A 21,990-nucleotide genomic window follows, 5' to 3' on the forward strand; every position below is an offset into this window, starting at 1 on the left:
AAAAGAAATTGGCGCATTCCACGCCGATCGGCGATGGAAGCGCGGCATCAATGCCGGAAATGCTGAGCGAGCGCAACTTGCCGCTGAGCGTCGCCATTTCCATCGCCGAATGGGTCTCGCGCACCGTAATGCCGCCGCGCTTTGGACTAGCCGGCGCGCATCGCAACGGGTCTCGCCCGCTCCATCGGTACGGGTTTCCCGAGGTGGTACCCTTGCGCTTCCGCGCAGCCTTCGGCACGCAACAGCGCCAATTGCGCCGATGTCTCCACGCCTTCGGCGAGTACGGGAATGCCGAGACTGCGGCCGAGGGCGAGCACGGAGCGCAGGATCGCCCGCGCCTCGGAGCTGCGATCCGCATCACGCGTGAAGCAGCCATCGATCTTGATCTTGTCGAAGGGGAAGGTGCGCAACGTGTCAAAGGACGAGTAACCGACGCCGAAATCGTCGATCGCCAGGAAGACACCGAGCGCCTTGACCTGCCGCAGCACATGCAAAGCCTTGGCCTTGTCGGCAATGAAGGTCGATTCGGTGATTTCGAGCTCGAGCCGCTTTGCTGGCAGTCCCGTTTCGAGAAGCACGGCGCGCAGCAGCGCCGGGACATCGCTATTGATGACCTGAACAGGAGAAAGATTGACGGCGACCTTGTGCGGCGCGTCCCAGGTCGCGGCCTCCGCGCAGGCGGCGCGCAGCACCCATTCGCCGATCGCCAGGATATGGCCGGTCTCCTCGGCGATCGGAATGAAGATCGCGGGCGAGATGCTGCCGTGCAGCGGATGGTTCCAGCGCAGCAGCGCTTCGTAGCCAACGGTCCGGCCCGATGCCACGTTCTTCTGCACCTGATAGTGCAGGGCGAACTGGCCAAGCTCCAGCGCGCGGCCGAGGTCCTGGGCAAGCGCATAGCGCTCGAGGGTCGCCTGCTCAATCGCCGGCTCATAGAAGGAGATGCGGCGGGAAAGATCGTGTTTGGACTGGTACATGGCCAGATCTGCATGGCAGATCAGCATCTCGCGGTCCGCCCCGTCATCCGGGAAGATCGCAACGCCGATGCTCGCCATGCTCGGCAGGACGTTTCCGGCGACGGAGAGCGGTGTGGTGAGCGCCGCATCGAGACGGGCGAGAAAACTGTCGAGCGCGGTGCGATCCGAAAACAGCTTCACCGCCATGAATTCGTCGCCACCGATACGCGCGACGAACTCGTCCTCGCGCAGGAGGCCGGCCAGCCGGCGGCCGATCGTTATCAATACGTCGTCACCGGCCTTGTGACCGTAGACGTCGTTGATTTCCTTGAAGCGATCGAGATCGATGCCGATGACCGCGACCTTCTCCTGGCTCTTTTGAGCCTCGGCAAAGGTGCGGTCGAGATGAGCGAGTGCCTGCGGGCGATTGGCGAGGCCCGTCAGCGCATCGTGCAAAGCAAGATGCTCGAGACGGCGCAGGGTTTCCTGCGAGGCCTGTTCGTCGAGCAGATAGCTGATGACGCCGGAGCCGGCCACCAGCATGCCGACGCCCACAACAGCAAACGCGGCCAGTGCCGAAGAGGACGCCGACTGGCTGCCGACCGCAATCGGCGTCACCGCGAGAGCTGCCATGCCGGTGAAATGCAGGCTGAGGACGGCAAGCATGAACAGTGCGACCGCCAGATAACCCGCATCCCGGATAAATGGCCGGACCGCCTGGCGCATGGTGAGCGCACCGAAGAACATCGAGAAGGCGAGCGACAGCAGGATGTAGCCGGCCTGCCATTCGATGACGCCGTCGATGCGGAAAGCGAGCATGCCACTGTAGTGCATGGCGGAGATCGCAAGACCGACGATTATGCCGCCGATCTCCGGCGCCGCGTAGATGCCCTTCGAAAGCGCAACCCAAAAACCATAGGCGCAGCCCGCCACGGCGACGAAGAGCGAGACCATCGTCCAGGCCGGATCGAAGGTGAAGGCGGCGCCCGCATCGTAGGCGACGACCGCGATGAAATGCACACACCAGATCGAGGACCCAGCCGCCTGCGAGGCCAGCAGCACCCACCCGGCCCGTTGTCGCCCGACACGCGCCCGCGCCTGCCGGAACAGGCGGAACGTCACCCAGCTGCCGGTGATGCCCACCGCGAGCGCCAGCAGGATCAGCCAGGGATTGTGCGTCACGACAAGGCACGAGAGAATGCGCATTCAGACACTCCGAAAGCGCACGGCGGGTGGCACTTTGCGTGTACTCCCGAATCAGATCCGCACGCCTGACGAGTATCGAAGATGCACACAACTATCCTAAGATTCGGATAGCGATGATGGTTAAAAGCCCTTAACCGGGCCGCGCGTCACGTCCAGGCATAACGCACAATATGGAAGAAGACGGGAGCGGCGAAGACGAGACTGTCGGCCCGGTCGAGCATGCCGCCATGGCCCTCGATCAGGTGGCCCCAGTCCTTGACGCCGCGGTCGCGCTTGATCGCGGAAGCGACGAGGCCGCCGAAGAAACCCATGATGCAGGAAAGGCCTGCGAGCACGCCCGCCTCATAGGGCGAAAAGGGTGTCAGCCAGTAGAGCCCGGCGCCGAGGGCGGAGGCGCTCGCGATGCCGCCGATCAGGCCTTCCCATGTTTTCGACGGCGAGACGTTAGGCGCGATCTTGCGGCGCCCGAAGAGCTTTCCGAAAATATATTGCAGCACGTCGCTGCCCTGCACCGTTGCTATCAGGAAGGCGATCAGCAGCAGGCCGCGGCCCTCGTTGCCGGGAATGGGCAGTGTCACCAGCGCCGGCACATGGCTGATGCAATAGACCGAGAGCATGATGCCCCATTGCTGCTCGCTGACCCGTTCGAGGAAGCGGGACGTGTCGCCGCGGATGGCCGTCATCGCCGGCATGGCGAGGAAGCAATAGACTGGAATAAAGATCGAATAGAGCCCGTACCAGTCGATCCAGATCAGGTAATATTGCGTGGGGATGACGATGACGAACATGCCGATGAGCGTCCAGCGGTCGGCATGACGCGTGTTGGTGAGCGTCACATATTCGCGCAGGGCCGCGAAGGAGACGAAGGCGAAGAGCAGGATCACGCCGCCCGTGCCGAACAGGAAGGCGACGGTGATGCCCGCCACCATGATCCACCAGGCCTTGATCCGCGCATTGAGATTTTCCAGCGTTGCCGGCAGCGGCTTGGGGCTGCGCCAGGAAAGCCCCGCGGCAACGAGGCTTGCCGTGGTGAGGATGGCGACGAGGCCCCAGAAAAGGCAGGTCGTGTCGTCGTTCATCGGCGGGTTCCATCCCTGTTGGGCGCGAGTGTGAGAAGGGCATTGCGGGCGCGATCGAGAAAGACCTTGCGGTCCTCCCCGTCCTGCAGCGCGACGGGCGCGCCGAACACGACGCGGCACAGAAGCGGGATCGGCAGCACGGCACCCTTGGGCAGCACGCGTGACATGTTCTCGATCCAGCAGGGCACGAGTTCGACATCGGGCCTCGCGCAGGCGAGATTGTAGAGACCGGAGCGGAAGCGCAGCAACGGCTCCTCCGTCATGTTGCGCGTGCCCTCCGGAAAGAAGATCAGCGATTGGCCGGCATCGAGCGCCGACAGCATAACCTGCATGGGGTCTGCGGCGCGCTCCACCCAGTTGCGCTCGACGAGAACGGTACGCAACAGCTTTCCTGCGATGAAGCGCCTGACGGCCCCGGCATTCCAGTAATCCGCCCCGGCGACGGCGGCGGTGCGGGCACGTTCGGGCGGCGTGAGGCAAGTCGAGACGAGGATGAAATCGCCGTGGCTGGCATGATTGGCGAAATAGATGCGCTGCCGGCCGTTCGGCCCCGTGCCGGCCCAGATCGGCCGCACGCCCGTCACCGCGCGGGAAAGGCCCGCGAGCACCGCACCAGCCGCCGCCTGCAGGAGGGAGGCGCCGTCCATCATACCGTCCCGCCCCCCGCGATCATCTCGAGCAGCAGGACGAGGTAGAGCGCAACACCGATCGAAAGCGCGATGCGCTGCAACCGGAGGAGCCGGCCGCAACCGGCAAGACGATCGGCCAGGGGTGCGGGAACGGGGCTCGCGGACCGCAGGCCCATGCGGGCGAGCACATCGTCGATTGCGGCTAGCCCCGCCGTCTCCTCGTCGTGAGACGCGGCGAGGCGGAACAGGGCGGCATCGAAGAGCAGGTGGACGGAGACGGCAAGCGGCAGCAGGCAGAAGGCGAGGAGCAGCCACCAGGCGAGCGGCCCGGTAAAACCTTCCGCGCCCGCGGTCGGCGGGGCGATGGCGAGGATCAGCAAGGCCGCTCCGCCGCCGACGAAAGCGTTGCGGCGCAGGCGCCTGACAGCATCGTTCGTCAGCGTCTTCCAGTCGCTCATCGCGCCGCCTCGTCGATGGCGGCAAAAATCTCGGGCCGCAGATGCACGGGGCGTCCCGCCGCCTTGATCCGTTCGCCGGCAATCGCGGCATTGGCGCCATGTCCCGCGCGGATCAGCCAGCAGGCCGCGACCGCGGCACTGCGCTGGAAGCCGAGGGCGCAGCAGATGAGGACCGGACCATGCCGGCTGGCGTCTTCGACGGCAAGGGCTGCCTCGCGGATGCGGCCCGCTTCGAGCGGGAGCAGGTCCGTCGAGGGAAAGGCGCGCCATGTGAGGCCGGGTGCGACGATCGCCGGCATTTCCGCCGTCATATCAATCACGGCGACATAGGTCGAAAGCTCGGAACGTCGCGGGGTGCGTCCGAGGAAGACGCCGTCGGCAAGTTCGACGGCGGGGGTCATGTCTCGCGTCCACCAGAGCACGTTCAGCCGGGCGCCGAGACGGTAGGGCCAGAGCAGCCACCGGCTGGCGAGGCTGATGCGTCCGTCGGCCTGCTTCTGGAAGATACGTGGGCCGGCGCCGGCATAGCCGAGAGCGACGATGGTGAGCGCCAAAGCCGGCCAGAGGAGAAGAAGGCCGGCGCCGGACTCCCGCGTTGTGAGAACAGCCAGCAGCAGGAAGGTGACGGCACCGGCGGCATAGAAGCGTACCAGCCGCCATGCTTTCGCGTCCTGCGTCCAACGGAAATCGGCCAGCGGCGACGGGCCTTGCGCCGGGAAGAGCCAGAGCGCGAAGAGGCCGAGCAGCGCGCCGGTCGGGATATCGATGAGATGGTGCTGCCAGGTCGTCAGCACCGACAGGCCGATCAGCAGGCTCCAGACATGCCAGAGCGCCAGCACCGCGCCGCGCAGCCGGCCACGCCAATGATCCCAGATGATGACGAGCAGCGCGATATGCAGCGAGGGCGCCTGGTTGAACGGCTTGTCAAAGCCGCCGAGCACATCGAACATAAAGCCCGGCAGACCATGCGTCTCCGGCCGCACGAAGATCGCCTGCAACGGAAAGGCGATGAAGCAGGAAACGGCAACGATCTGCGCCGTCAGATAGCGCCGCGCCAGCCGCCCGACCGCCTCAGGCGTCTCGTTGACGAAGAGCGAGAGCGCATAGAAGGCGTTGATCGACCAATAGGGCACGATCGTCCAGGCAAGGAAGGGAATGTGCCGCTCCCAGCCGAAGGCGAGGTTGGACACATGGGCGCGCTGCGCGGCCAGCCAGTTCGCCACGCCATAGGTCAGGTAGAAGAACGGCGCCAGAAACGCGAGCCAGAGCGCCGCCGCGCGCAAAACGGCGCGGCGATCGACGGTCGGCACTAAAACGACGCCCTCCCCCATGCCGCCCTCAGATGCGCTCGGCCAGCGAGACGGTGAAGATGCCCCAGATATCGATGCGCTGCTCGATCTTGCGGAAACCGGCGGCGGCGACCAGCTGGTCCATCTCCTGCTGCGTGCGCCGGCGCATGATCCAGGCCTCACCGCCGCGATGCGAGGTGAGCGCACGGGCGATCATCTCCAGCTGCGGATGCCAGGGCTGGCCGGTATAGACGAGGAGCGATCCCGGCTCCAGCGCCCGTGAGAGGCCTGCAAGCGACGCCTCGATCTGGGTGTTGTCGGGGAAGAGTTCGTAGAGGCCGGAGACGATGGCGAGCGTCGGCCGCGGCTCTATCGACGCCAGCCCCTCCGTATCGAAGGCATCGGCGCGGTGAAAGCTGGCAATATCCCGCAGGCCGCGTTCGGCGATCAGCGCCGTGCCTTTCTCCACATTGATCGGCGAATAATCCTGCAGGCGGATGCTGTCCGGCTTCGCCTCGGAGGCCGTCACTGCATCCAGCACATAGCGCCCGTGGCCGGCGGCGATGTCGAGCACGCGGATCGCCTTGCCGTCGCCCTTGAGACGCGCAAGCGCCTTGCCGATCAGTTCCTCCAGATGCACCTTGCGCTGGCGAATGCCGCGCCAACCGATGGCATCGAGGAACTGGCGGTCGATCAGCCGCCCGCCGGGACCCAGACCGCGCGGTTCGTTCTCGTAGACATAATCCAGCGTCGAGCCGGAGTCGAAGCCGGTGCGCACGCCCGTCGCGATACCTTTGGAAAACAGCCCACCGATCCGGATCGAGGCGCGCGTCAGCGCCCAATAGGCGCCGCGCGGCGAAAACAGCGAGAGCGGCGTCGCCAGCCGGTCGGCCTCGTCGCGGGTGAAGCCGGAGAGGTGCGCGCGGCGGACATCCGCGACAACAGGCGGCTCGGCAAAGCGCGCGAGGATGAAGCTACGGACCTTGTCCAGCGCCTTGGCCCGGTCCCGCTCGCCGAGCGTATCGTGGAAGAAGCCGGGCAGCACATGTCGCTCCTTGATCGTGCTGCCGAGATTTTCGAAGAAGCGGTGCTGCGGGCCATGGCGTACGACGAAATCGCTGCCGGAAATCAGAAGCTGCGTCGGCACGGTGATCGCGCGGGCATCCGCCACCACGCGATCGGCCGCCTCGTAGAGCTCCAGCAGGATGTTGGACGCGATGGGCCGGGTGATCAGCGGATCGGCCTCGAAGGAGGCGATGCGCTCGGGATCATGTGTGAGGAAACGCGCCTTGACATAGGAATTGACGAAGAACGTGCCCTTCAGCTTCTGCCAGAGCGCGATGCCCTCTCTCGCAAAGGGCACATAGAGCTTGACGCTGAAGGCCGGCGAGGCAAGCACCAGTGCGCGGATATCGGGCGCATAGTCATGCACCCAGGTCGCGGCCAGCACCGCGCCGACGCTCTGCGCCAGCACGACGACCTGGTCCATCGCAAAACCGTCGGTCTCGCGGATATGGCGCACGAAACAATCGAGGTCGCGCACGGAATGGGCGAAAGATGGCGAATGGCCGCGCTCGCCGGGCGAGCGGCCGTGCCCGCGTGCATCCCAGGCATAGAAGGCGAAATCGGCAAGCCCCAGTTCCTCGGCGATATGGGCGACGCGGCCGCTGTGTTCGTGGCCGCGATGAAGCAGCACGATTGCGCCCTTTGCCGTGCCGGACCGGGCCGGCCAGTAGCGATAGAAGAGCTCTACGCCATCATGGCTCGCAAAGGCTTTTTCGATCATGCTGTCCCCCTCATGCGGATGTCATTCTCACCTATACGGATGAAGCTCCATATTTGCAGTTGATTTCCCGTCGATTGCACATTCATTTCGGCCCGAGCAATCGAGCGGATTCGAGCATTCATGTCGATCTATAAACTGAAATCGTCCTTTCAAACCCTCCTCAGGCCCTTGGTCGGGCGGCTCGCCGCCATGGGCCTCACCGCAAACCAGGTGACGCTGGTGGCCGCCGTCGTCTCCATCGGCATCGGCGCGCTTCTCCTCGCCCACCCCGAGCCTGCACTTTTCGCCCTGGTTCCCGTCTGGATGGTCCTGCGCATGGCCTTCAACGCCATCGACGGCATGCTGGCGCGTGAACACGGCCAGAAAAGCGCGCTCGGCGGCTATCTCAACGAGATCACGGATGTGGTGTCGGATGCCGCGCTTTACGTACCCTTCGCGCTCATCGCGCCCTTTTCACTGCCTTGGCTGACAGCGATCATCTTCCTCGCCACGCTCACGGAATTTGCCGGCGTGCTCGGCGTCGCGCATGGCAATGGCCGCAACTACGAGGGGCCGATGGGCAAGAGCGACCGGGCGCTGCTGTTCGGGGCGCTCGGTGCGCTCGTCGCTGTGTTCGGCACCTTGCCGGCCTGGACCTGGCATATCCAGCCCATGGCCTGCGTGCTGCTCGCCTGGACGGTCGTAAACCGGGTACGCGCCGGACTGTCAGGCGCGTAAACGTCAGCGCTTGAACCGGCCCGGCGTCGAACGACCGGTCACCTGCTCCCAATGTTCGTCCGCGCGCCGCTCGAAGGTCGCGGCGTCGCGCGCGTCACTCTGATAGAAGGCGCCGCGCGGCACGTCGGGCGCATAATCCTGCTCGCTCCAGCCGCGCCCATCGTCATGCGGGAAGGCATAGCCGACATGGCCGAGTGCCGCCGCGCCCTTGTAATGCGCGTCGCGCAGATGCATCGGCACAGCCGAGGGCGCCTCGTTCGCCACATGGGCAAGCGCCAGCGAAATGCCGCGGCAGGCCGAATTGGATTTCGGCGCCCGCGCGACATGCAGGGCGGCGTGGGCAAGGATGATCTGCGCCTCGGGATAGCCGATCTTTTCCACCGCATGGAGGGCCGCGACCGCCGTCTGGAGCGCGGTATTGTCGGCAAGGCCGACGTCTTCGGAGGCGTGGATCATGATGCGGCGGGCGATGTAGCGCGGGTCTTCGCCGCCGTGAATCAACCGGGCGAGCCAGTAGAGCGTCGCGTCGGGATCCGAACCGCGCATGGATTTCACGAAGGCGGAGACGACGTCGTAATGCGCATCACCCGAGCGGTCGTGGTTGACGGGGGCGGCCGCATAGGCCTCCTCCACCATCGCCTCGGTCAGGACGACCGCCCGGCCCGGTTCATGGCCGACGGCGAGGCTTTCCAGCACGGTCAGCGCCCGGCGTGCATCGCCGCCGGAGCGGCCGGCGATGCGGCGCAGCTGCGCCGGCTCCAGCCGAACCTCGATGCCGCGATTCGCCAGATGCCCGACGCCGCGGCGCACCACCTCCTCCATCTCCTCGAGCGTCAGCGGCTCCAGCTTGAGGATCGTCGAGCGGGAAATAAGCGCAGGCGTCAGCGTGTGATAGGGATTGCCGGTGGTCGCGCCGATGAAATCGGCGACGCCCTCCTCGCAGAGCGCCAGAAGATGATCCTGCTGCGTGGCGCTGAAGCGATGCACCTCGTCGGCAAAGAGCAGGGTCGGGCGCATGCGCGCCTCGTCGGCGATCTTCCTGATGTCGGCGACATTGTTATGGGCGGCATGCAGCGGCCGGAAATTCTTGCCGAGCATATTGCCGATGGCCCGCGCGATCGACGTCTTGCCCAGCCCCGGCGGGCCGTAGAGGATGATGCTGCCGAGCCGCCCGGCGGCGATGCGCCGGCGCAGCATCGTGCCCTCGCCGATCACCTTTTCCTGGCCGATCACATCGTCCAGCGTTGCCGGCCGCAATTCGGCGGCAAGCGGCATCGAGCCGGTGCGCGGCGCGGCATCGAAAAGATCGGTCATGGCACTCCTCGTCGAAAATTCAGGCCGGCCGGCGGCGTGCCGCAATCGCCGTCACTTCCACCTTCATGTCGGGATCGGCCAGGGCGGCGACGCCGACGGCGCAGCGGACCGGATAGGGCTTCCTGAAGTAGCTGCAATAGACCTCGTTGAAAGCCGGGCGCTCGTTGATATCGGTGAGGTAGATCGTCAGGTGCAGCACCTCGGCGAGGCTGCTGCCGGCCTTTTCCAGCGAATTCTTCAGGCTTTCCAGCGTTGCGATGCTCTGGGTCCTGATATCGCCGGTCTCGATCGAGCCATCGGCGCGCAGCGGGATATGCGTCGTGAAGAGCAGGTTGCCGAGGCCTGTCGTATCGGAGGAAATCTCGCTCTCGCCCGTATCCTCGATGAAGAAGGGGGCATTGTTGTCAGCCATGAGTTGGTCTCCTTGCTGTTACCAGACCGTGCCGCGCGCGGCGACATCCTCCACGCGGGTGACGATGCCGCCCCGGTGGAAGACCATGCGGTCGAAAAGATTGCTGACGACGCAGGTGTGGTTGGGCACGATCCTCACCACGCTGCCGATCGGCGGGAATGCAGCGCCATAGGCGCCGATATCGACCACTGCATGTTCTTCCGAAAGCGACAGGATGCGCGCCTCCTCGAAGCCGTCGATCTCGCCGTAATCGGAAAAGCCGAGCAGGTCCGACGTCAGCGCCTTGGAGCCGGCGTCGAGCACGGCGCGGTTTTCCGTGGGGCGCGAGATGACGGTCGCCAGGATATGCATGGCGAGATCGGCGCGCGTGCAATGGCCGGCGCGCACCATGCTGCGGTCGTTATAGACGTAGGTTCCCGCCCGGTGCTCCGTCGCCGACGGCACGAGATGGGCCTTGAACAGGTCCGGCGAGCCGCCGCTGGAGCGCACCGGGCAATCGACGCCCCTCGCCGCCAGAAGCGCCATCGTGCCGGACAGGAAAGCCTCGATCGCCTCGGCACCGCCGGGCGCCGGGTAGGTGAGAAGTCCACCGAAGCGCAGCCCGGGCGCTGTCGCGATCTTCTCCGCCAGAGCGGCCGCTGCCTCCGGTGTCTGCACGCCGCAGCGCTTGCCGCCGGTATCGCACTCGACCAGCACCGTCAGCGGATGCGCCGCGTCGAAAGCGCCGGCCAGACCCTCGACGGTGACGGCGCTGTCGGCGACGACGCTGAGACGCGCCACGCGGTCGTGCAGCGCGCGCAGGCGCTTCAGCTTCGCTGCACCGAGAATGTTGTAGGTGATGAGGAGGTCGTCGAAGCCCGCATCGGCGAAGACTTCGGCCTCGCTGATCTTCTGGCAATTCAGGCCGACAGCGCCGGCGTCGCGCTGGGCTTTCGCGACCGAGACGATCTTGTGCGTCTTGATATGCGGGCGGAACGCCTTGCCGTGCGCGTCGCAATAGGCCTGCGTGCGGTGGATATTGGCGGCAAGCCGGTCCTCGTCGATGACGGGCATGGGCGTTGCAACCTGATCGAGCGGCGTGCCGGCTTCGGGCCAGGGTGAATACATGGCGAACCTTCGGATTTGCGCGGCGCCCGCAAAGGGCACCCGGGAGTGCTTCCCGCACTATGGTACGAAACGACGCGGGAAGAAACGGCTTAGGGCCTATGCCTTGCGTTCCTGCAGGATGTTTCCACCGTCCACGACGAGCACTGCCCCGTTGACGTAGCTCGCCTTGGCCGAGGCGAAGAAGACGACGGCGGCCGCCATCTCGTCCGGCGTGCCGGCCCGGCCGCAGGGGGTGGCCTGCGCCGCCCGGCGTTCCTCTTCGGTCGAGGCACCGGTGTCCACCCAGCCGGGGGCGACGGCATTCACGGTAACGCCGCGCGGGCCGGCTTCGAGCGCCAGCGCGTGTGTCATGCCCACCATGCCGGCCTTGGCGGCGGAATAGGCGGTCTCGCCGGGATTGGCGACATAGGGGCCGGTCACCGAGGCGACATTGACGATGCGGCCAAAGCCATCGGCATACATATCCGGCAGGTAGATGCGCGTGGCGAGAAAAGCGGTCTTCAGGCTGACGGCGATGCCGCGATCCCAGTCCGCCTCCTCCAGATCGACGAATTCCCGCTGCAGCGCCGGCTGCGCGACGCTGCCCATGCCGGCATTGTTGACGAGAACCGAGGCCGGTCCCGTCGCCTGCCGCAGGGCTTCGACGGCGGCCTTGTCGGTAAGGTCGCAGATATGGCCGGTCGCGGCGAAGCCCGCCGCGCGCAATTCCTCTGCGCGGGCGAAAATGCGCTCGCTGGTCGCCACGAGATGGACGTGAAGGCCCTCCTCTGCCAGGCTTCTGGCACAGGCAAAGCCGATGCCGTCGGCGGCCCCGGCCCCGGTGATGATCGCGGTCTTGCGCTGCATCGGCTTGTCCTCAGTAACCAGCGGTGACGCCGAAATCGATGGAGAGCGCCGCGCCGGTGATCGGCGCGCCGTCGGGCTCGCAGAGGAAGGCCACCATGCGGGCAATTTCCTCCGGCTTGATGAAGCGCGCGGCCGCCTGCTGCGGATAGTTGGACAGGAGTTTTGCCTTGTAGCCATCCGGGTCGCCCTCGCCGTAGCGCTCGGCCTGGAATTCGATCATCGGGGTCGCGACGTCGCCGGGGCAGACGGCGTTAACGCGGATCTGGCGGGGTGCAAGCTCCAGCGCCAGCGCCTTGGTGAGCAGCACGAGGCCGCCCTTCGAGGCGCAATAGATCGCCGCGCCGTTGTTGCCGACGAGGCCGGCATCCGAGGCGATATTGACGATGGAAGCGCCGGCGCCGAGATGCGGGATCGCAGCCTGGATCAGGAAGAACGCACCCTTGAGATTGACGTCGAAGACGATATCCCAGTCCGCTTCCGTCATGGTCGTGGAATCGCCCTCGCGCCAGACGCCGGCGGAATTGACGACGACATCGAGGCGACCGCGCCAGGCGAGCACGGCCTCGACGGCGGCGGCGCAGGAAGCGATCCGGCGCATGTCGAGCGGCACGGAGAGCGCATCGCCGCCGCCCGCGGCAAGGGTCTCAACTGTCTGCGTCAGGCGCTCGGTTTCGAGGTCGGCGATGGCAACCGCATAACCTTCCCGCGAAAGCCGCGCCGCGATCGCCGCTCCCATGCCGCCGGCACCGCCGGCAATGAGCGCTACTCTTCTGGTCGCCTGATCGGTCATGTCTGCCTCTATGGGATGGATTGCCGCCCGCGTCACTTGCGGGTCAGGCTGAAGGAAAAATGGCTGCCGCGATGATAATCCACGGCATAGTTCACCGGGATGCCGGCGATGTTGAAACAGGTTTCGGTGATCAGCAGCGCCGGGCCGAAATCCCTCAGGCCATGCCGCTCGACCACGTCATCCGGCAGCATGACGGCCGAAACGCTCGCCGCCGACATGCGCGGGCGGTTGGCGTGTTCCTCGAGGACCTTCATCAGCGACCCGCTCCACTCGATATCGTAGAGCCGGCCGGGAATGACGCTGCGGGGCACGTAGTCGATGCAATAGAGGATCGGCTCGTCGCCATGCAGGCGGATGCGCTCGATACGGATCACGCGATCGGTCGGCGTAAGCTTCAGGCTCTCGGCGACACGCTTTTCCGGCGTTTCCTCGGAAATCGACAGCACCTTGTTGACGGTCCGGTAGCCGTAGTGCTGCGCCATGTCGGTGACGCTCTCGAAGACGGTGATCGGCCGGTCGACCTGCACGGCCGAAAGCGCGGAGACGAAGCGGCCGCGGCCATGCTCGACATAGATCACGTCGTCCTGTTCGAGCAGCTTCAGCGCCTCGCGCAAAGCGGGCCGCGAAATCTTGAAGCGTTGCGTCAGCTGTGCCTCGGTCGGCAGCTTGTCGCCCGGCTGCAACCCCTCGTCCTTGATCAGATCGGCAACCCGGTCCCGCAACTGGACGGCAAGGGTGCGCGAATCGCGAAGGGGTTCCTCCACCGGATGCCTCTTTCGTCGTTGTCGTCACCTTTCTTGTCTGACAAATTCCGGATGGTCAAGCCGGCGTCCGAACGGGCGCGACTTGTGCAATATGTTACGCTTCCGCTTATCGGGAAAATCCGCGACTTGGCTTGACAGCGGCGAACCATGATGTCAGTTGTCTTACAACATTGAAACGCATGACCACGAGGGTACGTCCATGCTGAACTTCGACGAACAGAGATTCCTGCGCATCCAGTCCGGCGCCGTCGGCCTGCAGAAGCGGCTGGAAACGGTGGTTGCATCCTGCCTTGCCGCCGGTGCGGAAAACATCTTCTTCCTCGGCACAGGCGGTGCGGCGATCCTCATGCAGCCGGCCGCCCAGCTCCTGCAGCGCCGCTCGCGCTTCCCTGCCTTCATCGACATGCCGGCGGAGCTCGTGCTGACCGGTTCGGCGAACCTGACGGACAAGTCGATCGTCGTCATGCCCTCGCTGTCGGGCACGACGAAGGAAAGCGTAGCACTTCTCGCCAAACTGAAAGAAATCGGCGCGACCGTGCTAACCCTCGTCGGACATGAAGAAACCCCGCTCGGCAAGGGCGGAGACCATGTCTTCGTCAACTTCGCCGAAGACGACACGTCCTGCGAATCCTTCTATCTCCAGTCGCTTTTCGTGGCGCTGGCGGTCCTCAAGCACCGCGGCGAGATCGAAAACCACGACGCCATCGTCGCGGAACTGGCGCGGCTGCCGGCGCTGCTGCTGGAGGTCAAGCGCGCCTACGAGCCGAAGGCGGAAGCCTTTGCCAAGGTGCTGGCCGGCTCCGATTTCCACATCGTCACGGGTGCCGGCAATGTCTGGCCGGAAGCCTTCTATTACGGCATGTGCATCCTCGAGGAGATGCAGTGGATCCGCACCCGCCCGGTGCATGCATCCGACTTCTTCCACGGCACGCTGGAGCTGGTCGAAAAGGGCGTGAGCGTCATCCTGTTCAAGGGCGAGGATGCGCTGCGGCCGCTCGCCGAGCGCATCGAGAACTTCGCGCCGAACTACACGGACAAGCTCACGGTGCTCGATACCGCCGAATTCGAGCTGCCGGGCATTTCGCCCGAGGTGCGCGGCCTCATCTCCCCGGTCCTGCTGGCCACCGTGCTGGAGCGCATCAGCGCCCATCTCGAGGTTATGCGCAACCATCCGCTGACGACCCGCCGCTATTACAAGCGCGTCGCCTACTGATCGACGGCTTGACGTGAACGCCTGCGAGCCGCGAATGCGCCTGTCCGTATTCGCGGCTTTGCCGTCCCTAAAGAGATCCGCATGAAAAGCTTCCGCTTCGCCGCCGTCGGCGACAATTGCATTGACCGCTTTCGCCCGCCCGTCTCGCAATCGCTCGTCGGGGGCAATGCGGTGAATGTCGCCGTCCAGCTCGCGCGGCTTGGCCAGGCCTCGTTCTATTTCGGCGCCGTCGGCCCGGATACCGCCGGCCGCTGGACACGGGAACTGATCGCGCAAAACGGCGTCGACGTCAGGCACCTGAAGGAGCGCGACGGCATCACCGCCTATACGGACATCGATGTCCTGCCCTCCGGCGAACGCGTCTTCCTCCATGAGGATTTCGGCGTCTGCGCCGGCTACCGGCCCGATGCCGGCGACATCGCCGTGCTGAAAACCATGGATCACGTCCATATCGGCTGGATGGACGATGGCGGCGCCCTGCGTCGCACGCTGGCTGCCGCCGGTATCAGCGTCTCGCAGGACATTTCCGTCAATGCCGATCCCACCAACCTTGGTACCGGCGGCCTTGCCATCGCCTTCGCTTCGGCAGGCAGCGAGGACGGCGCGGCGGATCGGCAGCTGGAGCGCCTGCTTGGCGATGGCGTGCCGCTCGCCGTCGTAACGCGCGGCAGCAAGGGTTCCGTCGTCAGCGATGGCAAGGCGCGTTTCGAAGCGGGTATTCGCACCGTCGAGGTGGTCGATACGACCGGCGCCGGCGACAGTTTCATCGCCGGCTTTCTCGCCGCCCGCATCGCTGGAAAGCCGCTGCCCGATTGCCTTGCAGCCGGGCGCGACCAGGCAGCGGCGACCTGCACCCATGTCGGCGGGTTCCCGCAGGATGCCCGGGCGCTCTGAACGGTTACTTCAGAACCAGCCAGCCGGAAAAGATGATGATCGCGGCGCCCATCAGCGTGTGCATTTCCACGGGTGTCGAGAACAGGAAGACGCCGTAGAGGCAGCCCCAGATGATCTGGCTGTACTGGAACGGCGCGACGACCGAGGCTTCGCCGACCCGGAAGGCGCGCACAAGCAGCGCATTGCCGACGATCATCAGCACGCCACCAGCCACCGCATAGCCGAAGATGGGAAGATCGAGCGGCTTCAACTCGCCGGAGACGGCCGCCACGGCGAAGGCGACCGGCGTCATCACCACAAGAAGGCTCGCGACCAGCGCCTCATCCGTCTCCGCCATCTTGGTCCGGCGCAGCAGGATCAGCGACAGCGAGAACAGCACCGCCGAGACGAAAGCGGCGAGATGGCCGGCATTGAGCGGTGCGGCACCCGGCTTCAGCGCCACGGCAACGCCGGCAAAGCCGACCAGCACGCCCAGCCAGCCGATGCGCGACAGCCGCTCGCCCAGAAAGACGAAACTCAGCATGGCCACCAGGATCGGCGTCAGGAAGGCGATCAGATAGGCCTCGGCCATCGGCAACGTGGCAAAGGCGTAATGGATCAGAAGCGTATCGAGCGCCAAAAGCAGCGCCCGCCAGAAGGCGAGCGACGGCTGGCGCGGAATCAGGCGGCGAACGCGGCCCGTGACGAGCGCATGGACCAGAAGGAGGATCAGCGCCGTGGCGGTGATGAGGAAGGTCACCTGCGGCGCGGGGATCGTGCCCGCCATGATCTTGACGATGGCATCGGTCGCGGAAAACACGAAGAAGGCGACGAGCACGATCAGAGCGCCCTTGCCGTTCGACGGCACGACCGGCGTGCCGTCGCCCTCTGCCACGGAGGCGTCAGCGGACATTGAAGCGGCCGAACCTTTCTTCAATGCGGGACTGGGCATATTCCAGGCCGATCGAGAGGATCCAGTAGATCATGGAGGCGGTGATCAGCATCTCGATATGGCGGAACTCGGTCTGCCCCTGAGTGCGCGCAAGGTACATGATTTCCCAGACACCGACGACGGAGACGAGCGAACTATCCTTCAGCATCGCGATGAACTGGTTGCCCGTCGGCGGGATGATGACGCGCATGGCCTGCGGCAGGATGACGAGCGCCATGGTCTGGGCGGGGCTCAGGCCGAGCGCGGTCGCCCCCTCCGTCTGGCCGCGGTTGATGCTCTGGATGCCGGCGCGGAAGATTTCCGTCATATAGGCGCCGTAGCAGAGCGACAAAGCGAGAATACCGGCCGGAATGGCCCCGATGACATAACCCACCTGCGGCAGGCCGAGATAGATGATGTAGATCTGCATCAGGAGCGGCAGGCCACGGAACAGCGACGTGTAGAAGGTCGCAAGTCCATAGACGACGCCGTTGCTGGAGAGTTTCGCAATGGCGCCGGCGAGCGCGATGATCGTGGCGATCAGGATCGAAACCGCGGAAATGAAAAGCGTCGTCGTCACGCCCTGGGTGATCAGGAAGCCGATCTTCTTGGCGATGAAGGAGAAGGAGAGATCGAAGGAATAGAAGAACAGCATCAGGAGTACGAAGAGCTCGACCCAGACGCCGACCACCTGCCAGCGGCGCGGCAGCTGCCGCAGCGCCTTCCAGTTCGCCGCGACGATCAGCGCGATCAGCACCGACGAGACGATGCGGCCGACGGCCGCGTTCTCCTTCAGCCAGTCGACGGAGGACGGCAGGATATGGCCGATCCAGGCGGAGCTGACGCCGATGGAATAGAGCACCGCCGCGACGATGGCGAGGATGAGCAGGCCGCCGGCCCTGCGCGATGCTTCGGGATAGGTGAGTATCAGTCGGCCAATCATGTTCCGCCCCTTGTTCTCGTTGAGCCGCTTACGCTGCGCGCTCGCGCCACCAGTCCTGCGCCTGGAGTTTCCAATAGGTGAGCTGCGCCACGGCAAGCCCGGCGAGACCGCCGGCCCAGACGAGGCCGAAGGGTTCGAAGAGCTTGTAGCGCTCGGTTTCACCGAGAATACCTTCCGCGATGACCTTGCCGCCGATGGCCGTCGTGTTGAGGCCATGGCCGCCAAAGGCGGTGCAGTACCAGACGCCGGGGCTCATGCGCCCGATCTGGGGCATCAGGTGGCGGGCATAGGACATTAGGCCCGACCAGGCGAGCTCGGTCTTGAGGCCGGCAAGCTGCGGATAGGTGCCAACCATTTCGGCACGCAGTTCCTTCACGAGGCCGTCCGTAGAGGCGGCGTGCGTGGTGATGCGGCCACCCCAGAGGATGCGGCGCCCGCCATCGACAAGGCGATAATAGTCGCCGGCACGGCGGTTGTCGCCGATGGCGTTTTTCGTGGCGATCGCCGAGGCGATGAGCTCGGGCGCGTCCTCACTCACCATGACATAGGTGGCAATCGGCAGATAGGACCGCTTCAGCTTGCCGTTCAGCGATCCGGTATAGCCGCCGGTGGTGAAGACGACATCCTTGGCCTTCACCTCGCCGCCGGATGTCTTGACGCGCTTTTCGGCGCCGGAGAAATCCACCGAGACGGCAGGAGACTGTTCGCAGATACGTCCGCCAAGGCGCTCGATTTCGGCTGCGATGGCGCGCAGATAGTTGAGCGGGTGCATGTGGAAGGCATGGGGATTGCGCAGCGCCTGGAAATAGCGCTCGGACTTCAACACCGCGCGCACGGCATCGCGGTCCATATAGTCGAGCTCGTAACCGTATTCCCGACGGGTCTCTTCGGCATAGGCCTTGAGGCTTGCGCCATCGTCGTAGCGTAGCACGCTCATGATGCCCGGTTCGGGCTTGGCATCGTCGATGGCGAGCGACGCGATATTCTCGCGGATGAAATCCATGCCTTCGATGGAGAGGTGATGCAGCTTGCGCGCCGCCTCCTTGCCGGTCACGCGGGCAATGTCGTCTCCGCCCGTCGCGTAGCCCGGGCCAACGAAACCGCCATTGCGCCCGGAGGCGCCGAAGCCGACGCTTTCGGCTTCCAGCAGCGTGACGCGTTTGCCGGCGCGGGCCAGCTGCAGCGCCGTGGTGAGGCCGGCAAGGCCGGCGCCGACGATGACCGCGTCGCATTCGACCGTGCCCGAAAGCGCCGGGCGCGCCGTCTGGTCCGCCATGGTTCGTTTGTAGTAGGTGTCCGGATAGGCCATTGGATGCTCCCCCTCGAATGAAATGGCGCGGGCAAAAATCGCCCGCGCCGGTCTTGCATCAGTCGGCGCTGTAATCCTTGCCGTACCACTTGGTGGTAAGCTGACCCAGCGTGCCGTCCTTCTTCATCTCCTCGATGATGCCGCCGACCTTGGCGGTCCATTCCGGATCGACCTTCTCGGCGATGACGACGAGCGGTTCGCGGAACGCGTATTCACCTTCGAGGACCTTGACCGGGTAGCCGTTTTTGATGGCGTTCATCGCGGTCTGCTCGGGCGCGATCACCGCGTCGAGACGCACGCCGTTGCCAAGGCGCAGATCGTCGAAGGGCAGCATGGAATCGGCAAAGGTGCGGACTTCACCCGGCTCCAGCTTGTATTCGATCGGCGGCAGGCCCGGTGCGTCGATTTCCAGCTTGCGGTTGATGAAGTCTTCCGAAGTCGTCGCGGTTTCGACGCCGATCACCTTGCCGTTGAGGTCGGTGACAGACTTGGCGTCGCTGTCCTTGTGCACGACGTAGACATAGGGGCTGTAGTAGTAGATGCCGACGAAATCGATCACCTGGGCGCGCGCCTTGGTCGGCGTGACCGAGCCGACACCGAGATCGTAACGGCCCTGCCAGCGGCCGCCGGTCAGCGTCTGCCAGTCCGGCGTCTCGAAGCTCACCTCGACGCCGAGGCGCTTGGCAATCTCGCGCGACACGTCGATGTCGAAGCCGACCATCTCGTTGTTGTCGTCGAGATAGCTCTGCGGCGGCCATCCGCTGTTGGTGGCGACGACCATCGCCTTCTTTTCCATGACGCGGTCGAGCGTCTCGCCGGCCTGAGCCGAAACGGCGGCAGCGACGAAGGCGGCGCCTACGGCCAGGCGCATGAAGAGCTTTTTCATGTGGTCCTCCTTTTGATCCGTCAGCTCGGATCCCCATTATGTAAGATGTCTGACAACTGAATGTGTCAGGGGATCACGCACCGAGTCAAGGGCGACACGGCGTTCCAGCTCATGAAACGATCAGATGAGCCTATAGAAATCCGTTATGAATACCCCCGAGACGAACGAAGTCGGCAAGCGCTCTCGCCAACTGCCGCATTATGGAGGCGTTCCATCGAGCAGTATGACGGTTCAGAAAGACCGTTACCGGACAACAACCCGGTCCCGTCCAGCCTTCTTTGCATCGTAAAGTCCGTTGTCCGCACGCGAAATGGCCGAGCCGACGCTTTCGGTGTCCCCGCAGATCGCGCCGCCCACGCTGACCGTCACCCTCAGCGTGTCCGCGCCGATGACGAAAGGCTCGGCTCCGACGACCTGCCGCAGCCGTTCTGCGACGGCATGGATCGAAACGGCGTCCGGGCGACAAAGCACGACGGCGAATTCTTCGCCGCCCATGCGACCGAAACGGTCCTCCGGGCGCAGCACACTGCGGCAGCGACGAGTGAACTCGATGAGCACAGCGTCGCCGACGCCATGGCCGTAGCGATCGTTGATCGTCTTGAAATGATCGATGTCGAGCATCAGGAAAGTAGCAGACGCGCCACTCTTCTGGCACTCCGCGTGGATATGATCAGCCTCCTCGAAGAAGCGGCGACGGTTCATAGCGCCGGTCAGAGGATCGGTATCGGCGAGAACTTTCAATTCCCTCGCGTAGCTGCGCTCACGCGTTACATCGATATACATGTTCACGTTGAAATTGCCGATCGTGCGGTGGCGGAACTGGATCGTCCGCGTCTCACCGCTCGCCGTCGCCACCTCAAGGTCGAAGGGTGTCATCTCGCGGTTTTCCGCGCGGGCGGCCGCGAGGGACTCGTACCATTGCGTTCGGGCAAACTCGCGATAATCCGGATCCGGATAGACGAGCCGCCACCAGTCCTCGATATTGGAAATCTCGTCCTGTGTATAGCCGAACAGGGCCTTGAAGGTTGAGTTGGCGAACTGGATCTGGTCGTCGGTGCCGGAGATCTCGAAGCCGAAGGGTAGCCAGTTGAGCAGCGAGATGACGTTCTCCTGCCAGCCGGCAAGCGTCACGGAGCCCTGCGGCGGTGCATCGAGGAAGGTGAAGAGGCGCAGGATCTCGCCTTCCACCGCAACCTTGGTGACCTGTACCATAAGCATGCGCTCCTGGCCCTGCACCTGCGCGCGGATCAGGAAGGGCTCGCCGGGAACGCCGACGGGCGCCACGCTCCAGATCTGGCCGAGCATCAGGGTCGCTTCCTGGCCGACCAGTTCCTCGACCGAACAGCCGCCAAAGCCCTCGAGGCCGCGGCCAAACAGGATCGCGGCATTGGCATTGGCATAGCGCACCGAAAGCGTCTGCTTTTCCATGAGAACGAGCGGTGCGCCAACGCAGTTCATCCAGAAGTCCACCTCCCGGCGGGACCTGCGCGAATGGGTCTCATCCGGTGACGGGGAGATCGGAACTGCGGTGTCAGGCATGCTCATGTGCTTGCTACTCGCTACACGAATAAGGTGTGGTCATTACACCATCCGCGAGAGGCTAGTGGCTCGGCGTAAGGATTTGGTTTACGCGGCGTGAGCATGTCATGGCGCGGCGACATAATTGCTTCATGGTGCATAAAAGCTTCAGGATATAGGGGCGAGCCGCGGCTGGAAACTTGTCACGTCCGGCCCATTTTTAGCAATACTAAAAAATGATTTGACGGCGCCCTTGTTTTTCGCACTATTGAAGTAATACTAAAAACCCGGTGAGCATGATGACAAGCCCCGCAAAGCAACCGTCGGCCGATACGCAGGCGGTGGGTGCGCGTCTGCGCGCCTGTCGACGAGCCTTGAAGATGACCTTGCAGGAGGTCGCGGATGCCGCCGGCTTCTCGGTCGGCTTCATCTCGCAGATCGAGCGCGGCATCACCATTCCCTCGCTGACGTCGCTTGTCGCCGTCTGCCGCGCGCTCAATGCCGATGTCGGCTCGTTCTTCCAGCCGCCACGCGTGGAAACACCGATTACGCGGCATGACGGACGCGCGGTCTATGGCCTCGGCGGCACGCCGGACAGCGCCGTAACCTATGAACGCCTTTCCGCCTCCTTCCCCGGCAGCGTCTTGTGCTCGACGCTCATCCATGCGCCGCCGGGTTTCCACAGCGAGCCCATGTCGCACGAAGGCGAGGAGATTTACTTCATCGTCGAGGGCGCGCTGACCATCGAGATCGACGGCGAGCACACCATTCTGGAAGCGGGCGATTCCGCCCATTTCCTCTCGACGCTGACGCACACGACCTGGAACCACACGAGCACGCCGACGACGATTTTCCATACCTGTACCATGGACGTCTTCGGCGCCGCCGAGGCGGCGGGCCGCACACCGGCGAGCTTCGTCGTCAAACGCAAATCCCCCTTTTCCGACACTCCGTAATCGCAAGG

Annotated in this window: 21 protein-coding genes; 4 read left to right on the plus strand and 17 right to left on the minus strand. The window is 64.7% G+C overall.

The window, feature by feature from the left end; genetic code table 11:
- Positions 1-146: 146 nt before the first annotated feature.
- The 6 genes from ACOZKU_RS11255 to ACOZKU_RS11280 form a co-directional block, all read right to left on the minus strand.
- Positions 147-2,162, minus strand: coding sequence for a putative bifunctional diguanylate cyclase/phosphodiesterase (locus ACOZKU_RS11255; RefSeq protein WP_421578935.1), 2,016 nt, complete (start codon positions 2,160-2,162; stop codon positions 147-149).
- Positions 2,163-2,308: 146 nt separating this feature from the next.
- Positions 2,309-3,241 (minus strand): phosphatidate cytidylyltransferase, encoded by a 933-nt coding sequence (locus ACOZKU_RS11260; protein WP_421578936.1) that lies wholly within the window; start codon positions 3,239-3,241, stop codon positions 2,309-2,311.
- Entirely contained in the window at positions 3,238-3,888 is a 651-nt protein-coding gene (locus tag ACOZKU_RS11265) for a lysophospholipid acyltransferase family protein (RefSeq protein ID WP_421578937.1), read from the minus strand. Before ACOZKU_RS11265 ends, ACOZKU_RS11260 begins: the two co-directional genes overlap by 4 nt.
- Positions 3,888-4,328 carry a hypothetical protein gene (locus ACOZKU_RS11270; protein WP_421578938.1) on the minus strand — a complete coding sequence of 147 codons (441 nt, stop codon included), beginning with the start codon at positions 4,326-4,328 and terminating at the stop codon, positions 3,888-3,890. Before ACOZKU_RS11270 ends, ACOZKU_RS11265 begins: the two co-directional genes overlap by 1 nt.
- The gene (locus tag ACOZKU_RS11275; protein WP_421578939.1) at positions 4,325-5,659 is read right to left on the minus strand and encodes a phosphatase PAP2/dual specificity phosphatase family protein; all 1,335 of its coding nucleotides are present in this window, start codon (positions 5,657-5,659) and stop codon (positions 4,325-4,327) included. The genes ACOZKU_RS11270 and ACOZKU_RS11275 overlap by 4 nt, the downstream gene beginning before the upstream one ends.
- 7 nt (positions 5,660-5,666) lie before the next feature.
- Positions 5,667-7,403: a bifunctional alpha/beta hydrolase/class I SAM-dependent methyltransferase gene (locus tag ACOZKU_RS11280; protein WP_421578940.1), complete on the minus strand. Its 1,737-nt coding sequence runs from the start codon at positions 7,401-7,403 to the stop codon at positions 5,667-5,669.
- A 120-nt stretch (positions 7,404-7,523) separates the two neighbouring features.
- Between ACOZKU_RS11280 and ACOZKU_RS11285 the strand changes: the two genes are divergently transcribed.
- Positions 7,524-8,120: a CDP-alcohol phosphatidyltransferase family protein gene (locus ACOZKU_RS11285; RefSeq protein WP_421578941.1), complete on the plus strand. Its 597-nt coding sequence runs from the start codon at positions 7,524-7,526 to the stop codon at positions 8,118-8,120.
- 3 nt (positions 8,121-8,123) lie between these two features.
- Here ACOZKU_RS11285 and ACOZKU_RS11290 read toward each other — a convergent pair whose 3' ends face one another.
- The 6 genes from ACOZKU_RS11290 to ACOZKU_RS11315 form a co-directional block, all read right to left on the minus strand.
- Complete coding sequence (locus ACOZKU_RS11290) at positions 8,124-9,434, minus strand: replication-associated recombination protein A (protein ID WP_421578942.1); 1,311 nt, start codon at positions 9,432-9,434, stop codon at positions 8,124-8,126.
- Between the two features lie 19 nt (positions 9,435-9,453).
- A complete protein-coding gene (locus ACOZKU_RS11295; RefSeq protein WP_421578943.1) occupies positions 9,454-9,846 on the minus strand; it encodes a RidA family protein in 393 nt (130 codons plus the stop codon).
- Between the two features lie 18 nt (positions 9,847-9,864).
- Complete coding sequence (locus ACOZKU_RS11300) at positions 9,865-10,953, minus strand: D-TA family PLP-dependent enzyme (RefSeq protein ID WP_421578944.1); 1,089 nt, start codon at positions 10,951-10,953, stop codon at positions 9,865-9,867.
- A 96-nt stretch (positions 10,954-11,049) separates the two neighbouring features.
- A complete protein-coding gene (locus tag ACOZKU_RS11305; protein WP_421578945.1) occupies positions 11,050-11,799 on the minus strand; it encodes an SDR family NAD(P)-dependent oxidoreductase in 750 nt (249 codons plus the stop codon).
- A 10-nt stretch (positions 11,800-11,809) separates the two neighbouring features.
- Positions 11,810-12,589 carry an SDR family NAD(P)-dependent oxidoreductase gene (locus ACOZKU_RS11310; protein ID WP_421578946.1) on the minus strand — a complete coding sequence of 260 codons (780 nt, stop codon included), beginning with the start codon at positions 12,587-12,589 and terminating at the stop codon, positions 11,810-11,812.
- Between the two features lie 32 nt (positions 12,590-12,621).
- Complete coding sequence (locus ACOZKU_RS11315) at positions 12,622-13,353, minus strand: GntR family transcriptional regulator (RefSeq protein ID WP_421578947.1); 732 nt, start codon at positions 13,351-13,353, stop codon at positions 12,622-12,624.
- 199 nt (positions 13,354-13,552) lie between these two features.
- Between ACOZKU_RS11315 and ACOZKU_RS11320 the strand changes: the two genes are divergently transcribed.
- Entirely contained in the window at positions 13,553-14,566 is a 1,014-nt protein-coding gene (locus ACOZKU_RS11320) for an SIS domain-containing protein (RefSeq protein WP_421578948.1), read from the plus strand.
- Between the two features lie 81 nt (positions 14,567-14,647).
- Positions 14,648-15,460 carry a PfkB family carbohydrate kinase gene (locus ACOZKU_RS11325; RefSeq protein WP_421578949.1) on the plus strand — a complete coding sequence of 271 codons (813 nt, stop codon included), beginning with the start codon at positions 14,648-14,650 and terminating at the stop codon, positions 15,458-15,460.
- A 4-nt stretch (positions 15,461-15,464) separates the two neighbouring features.
- Here ACOZKU_RS11325 and ACOZKU_RS11330 read toward each other — a convergent pair whose 3' ends face one another.
- From ACOZKU_RS11330 to ACOZKU_RS11350, 5 genes are all read right to left on the minus strand, one after another.
- Complete coding sequence (locus ACOZKU_RS11330) at positions 15,465-16,352, minus strand: DMT family transporter (RefSeq protein ID WP_421578950.1); 888 nt, start codon at positions 16,350-16,352, stop codon at positions 15,465-15,467.
- Positions 16,342-17,313 carry an amino acid ABC transporter permease gene (locus tag ACOZKU_RS11335; protein ID WP_314088751.1) on the minus strand — a complete coding sequence of 324 codons (972 nt, stop codon included), beginning with the start codon at positions 17,311-17,313 and terminating at the stop codon, positions 16,342-16,344. Before ACOZKU_RS11335 ends, ACOZKU_RS11330 begins: the two co-directional genes overlap by 11 nt.
- Positions 17,314-17,341: 28 nt before the next feature.
- Positions 17,342-18,622, minus strand: coding sequence for an FAD-binding oxidoreductase (locus ACOZKU_RS11340; protein WP_314088754.1), 1,281 nt, complete (start codon positions 18,620-18,622; stop codon positions 17,342-17,344).
- Between the two features lie 58 nt (positions 18,623-18,680).
- A complete protein-coding gene (locus ACOZKU_RS11345) occupies positions 18,681-19,508 on the minus strand; it encodes a transporter substrate-binding domain-containing protein (RefSeq protein ID WP_421578951.1) in 828 nt (275 codons plus the stop codon).
- 243 nt (positions 19,509-19,751) lie between these two features.
- Positions 19,752-20,966 (minus strand): GGDEF domain-containing protein, encoded by a 1,215-nt coding sequence (locus ACOZKU_RS11350; protein ID WP_421578952.1) that lies wholly within the window; start codon positions 20,964-20,966, stop codon positions 19,752-19,754.
- Positions 20,967-21,325: 359 nt separating this feature from the next.
- Here ACOZKU_RS11350 and ACOZKU_RS11355 point away from each other — a divergent pair, with 359 nt between their 5' ends.
- Positions 21,326-21,982, plus strand: a complete 657-nt coding sequence (locus ACOZKU_RS11355) for a helix-turn-helix domain-containing protein (RefSeq protein WP_421578953.1) — start codon at positions 21,326-21,328, stop codon at positions 21,980-21,982.
- Positions 21,983-21,990 lie beyond the last annotated feature (8 nt).

This window comes from Shinella sp. M31, from assembly GCF_049199205.1.
GTDB lineage: Bacteria > Pseudomonadota > Alphaproteobacteria > Rhizobiales > Rhizobiaceae > Shinella.

Coding starts and splice junctions, on each gene's coding strand:
- ACOZKU_RS11335 (WP_314088751.1), bottom strand. CDS start 17,313: ATGATTGGCCGACTGATACTCACCTATCCCGAAGCATCGCGCAGGGCC.
- ACOZKU_RS11355 (WP_421578953.1), top strand. CDS start 21,326: ATGACAAGCCCCGCAAAGCAACCGTCGGCCGATACGCAGGCGGTGGGT.
- ACOZKU_RS11270 (WP_421578938.1), bottom strand. CDS start 4,328: ATGAGCGACTGGAAGACGCTGACGAACGATGCTGTCAGGCGCCTGCGC.
- ACOZKU_RS11290 (WP_421578942.1), bottom strand. CDS start 9,434: ATGACCGATCTTTTCGATGCCGCGCCGCGCACCGGCTCGATGCCGCTT.
- ACOZKU_RS11305 (WP_421578945.1), bottom strand. CDS start 11,799: ATGCAGCGCAAGACCGCGATCATCACCGGGGCCGGGGCCGCCGACGGC.
- ACOZKU_RS11300 (WP_421578944.1), bottom strand. CDS start 10,953: ATGTATTCACCCTGGCCCGAAGCCGGCACGCCGCTCGATCAGGTTGCA.
- ACOZKU_RS11350 (WP_421578952.1), bottom strand. CDS start 20,966: ATGAACTGCGTTGGCGCACCGCTCGTTCTCATGGAAAAGCAGACGCTT.
- ACOZKU_RS11325 (WP_421578949.1), top strand. CDS start 14,648: ATGAAAAGCTTCCGCTTCGCCGCCGTCGGCGACAATTGCATTGACCGC.
- ACOZKU_RS11275 (WP_421578939.1), bottom strand. CDS start 5,659: ATGGGGGAGGGCGTCGTTTTAGTGCCGACCGTCGATCGCCGCGCCGTT.
- ACOZKU_RS11260 (WP_421578936.1), bottom strand. CDS start 3,241: ATGAACGACGACACGACCTGCCTTTTCTGGGGCCTCGTCGCCATCCTC.
- ACOZKU_RS11285 (WP_421578941.1), top strand. CDS start 7,524: ATGTCGATCTATAAACTGAAATCGTCCTTTCAAACCCTCCTCAGGCCC.
- ACOZKU_RS11310 (WP_421578946.1), bottom strand. CDS start 12,589: ATGACCGATCAGGCGACCAGAAGAGTAGCGCTCATTGCCGGCGGTGCC.
- ACOZKU_RS11295 (WP_421578943.1), bottom strand. CDS start 9,846: ATGGCTGACAACAATGCCCCCTTCTTCATCGAGGATACGGGCGAGAGC.
- ACOZKU_RS11280 (WP_421578940.1), bottom strand. CDS start 7,403: ATGATCGAAAAAGCCTTTGCGAGCCATGATGGCGTAGAGCTCTTCTAT.
- ACOZKU_RS11345 (WP_421578951.1), bottom strand. CDS start 19,508: ATGAAAAAGCTCTTCATGCGCCTGGCCGTAGGCGCCGCCTTCGTCGCT.
- ACOZKU_RS11330 (WP_421578950.1), bottom strand. CDS start 16,352: ATGTCCGCTGACGCCTCCGTGGCAGAGGGCGACGGCACGCCGGTCGTG.
- ACOZKU_RS11320 (WP_421578948.1), top strand. CDS start 13,553: ATGCTGAACTTCGACGAACAGAGATTCCTGCGCATCCAGTCCGGCGCC.
- ACOZKU_RS11340 (WP_314088754.1), bottom strand. CDS start 18,622: ATGGCCTATCCGGACACCTACTACAAACGAACCATGGCGGACCAGACG.
- ACOZKU_RS11265 (WP_421578937.1), bottom strand. CDS start 3,888: ATGGACGGCGCCTCCCTCCTGCAGGCGGCGGCTGGTGCGGTGCTCGCG.
- ACOZKU_RS11255 (WP_421578935.1), bottom strand. CDS start 2,162: ATGCGCATTCTCTCGTGCCTTGTCGTGACGCACAATCCCTGGCTGATC.